A 1,920-nucleotide genomic window follows, 5' to 3' on the forward strand; every position below is an offset into this window, starting at 1 on the left:
CTATTGATGAAACAGGAGCTTTTTATTCAACTAGATCAATACTTCAAATATTAAAGCAAACAAAAAATACCATAGCAAAAGGTATTGTAAGAGATTTTCCAAGGTATGAAACAAGAGGATTTATGCTGGATGTAGGTAGAAAACCTATAACTATGGACTATTTAGAAGAAACAACAAAATTAATGTCATGGTATAAAATGAATGATTTTCAGGTGCATTTAAATGATAATGAAATTTGGTTCTATCAAGATTATGAAAATTGGCAAGATGGTTATGCGGCTTTTAGATTAGAGTCAGAAACTTTCCCAGAAATAACAGCTAAAGATTTATCTTATACTAAAAAAGAGTTTGGTGAGTTTATAGATAAATCAGAGCTTTATGGAGTTGATATAGTTCCAGAGATAGATGTGCCAGCTCATTCATTAGCATTTACAAAAGCTTTTCCAGAACTTCGTCAAGGTGATGGCAGAAAGGCAGATCATTTAGATGTAAGAAATCCTGAAACTTTTAAATTTGTGGATGCTTTATTTAATGAATATATAGGTGGAGAAAATCCTGTATTTAGAGATCAAGATTTCCATATAGGAACAGATGAATATAATGGAGATAATGAAGGCTTTAGAATGTTTACTAATAATTATTTAGACTTTGTAAAAGACAATGGAAGAACTCCAAGACTTTGGGGAAGTTTATCTCAAATAGGTGGACAGCCTTCTGTACCAGGTGAAGGTGCTACAATGAATATTTGGAATTTAGGTTGGGCTGATCCAGTAGCAATGATAAATGAAGGGTTTGATATTATAAATACAGATGATTCAAATCTTTATATGGTACCAGGTGCAAATTATTATAGAGATTATTTAAATTATAAATCTCTTTATGAGAATTGGGAACCAAATACATTTAGAGGTAATTATAGCTACAAAATTCCAGCAGGGCATCCTCAATTAAAAGGTGGTATGTTTGCTATTTGGAATGATTTAATAGGTGCTAGAGCAAATGGTATATCTGAACTAGATATTTTTGATAGAATGATGCCAGCAGTTCAAGTTCTTTCAGAAAAGATGTGGTCTACAGATAATGAAAAAAGTTTTAATGAATTTAAGGATGTGGCTGATGAAGTTGGAACAGCACCAAATACAAATCCACGATATGAAGTAGCATCTGTAGGAGAAACATTAATAGATTATGATTTTAATAATGGCTCCGAAAATGAAATGGTGGATAATTCAGGAAATAATTATAATGCTACAGGTTCTAATGTAGAAGTTATAGATGGTGAAGATGGAAAAGCCATTTCATTTAAAGGAGAATCCAGCTTTGTAGATACTCCAGTAGAAAATAAAGGACCAAATTATACAGCTACCTTTAAAGTTAAAAAAGATGGTAATGGAGATTTTAGCGAGCAAATTTTATCAGAATCAAAAAATGGTTCTTTAAAAGCTTGCCAAAAAGATACTGGTAAGGTAGGTTTTTCAAGAGAGTTTTATGATTTTTCCTTTAATTATCAATTACCTGAGGATCAGTGGGTAGAGTTGACTTTCGTAGGAGAAATGACTAAAACAAGTTTATATGTAAATGGTGAATTAGTAGATACAGTAAGTACAACAAGTGATCATGGAAAGTATGGAACATTTGCATTACCATTAGATAAGATTGGTAGTGAAACTAACTCATTTAAAGGTGCTATTGATGATGTACAAGTTAAAAATATAGCAGAAAAACCAATAGATCCAACATTAATTCCACAAAGTGAAATGACAGCTACTGCTACTAGTGAGCATACAGCAGCTGGAAATGAAGGATATGCTAGTTATGCTATTGATGGAAATGAAAATACTATATGGCATACAGACTGGGCAGGAGTTACTTTCCCACAAAATATAACTTTAAATTTAGGGGGAGAGCATACTATAAATA

1 protein-coding gene is annotated in these 1,920 nt (G+C 31.9%); it reads left to right on the plus strand.

Annotated elements, in window-relative coordinates; all coding sequences use genetic code 11:
• Positions 1-1,920 (plus strand): family 20 glycosylhydrolase (locus GBZ86_RS15460; protein ID WP_152892144.1); only part of this gene is annotated, 1,920 nt, incomplete at both ends.

Source organism: Clostridium tarantellae (assembly GCF_009295725.1).
Lineage (GTDB): Bacteria > Bacillota > Clostridia > Clostridiales > Clostridiaceae > Sarcina > Sarcina tarantellae.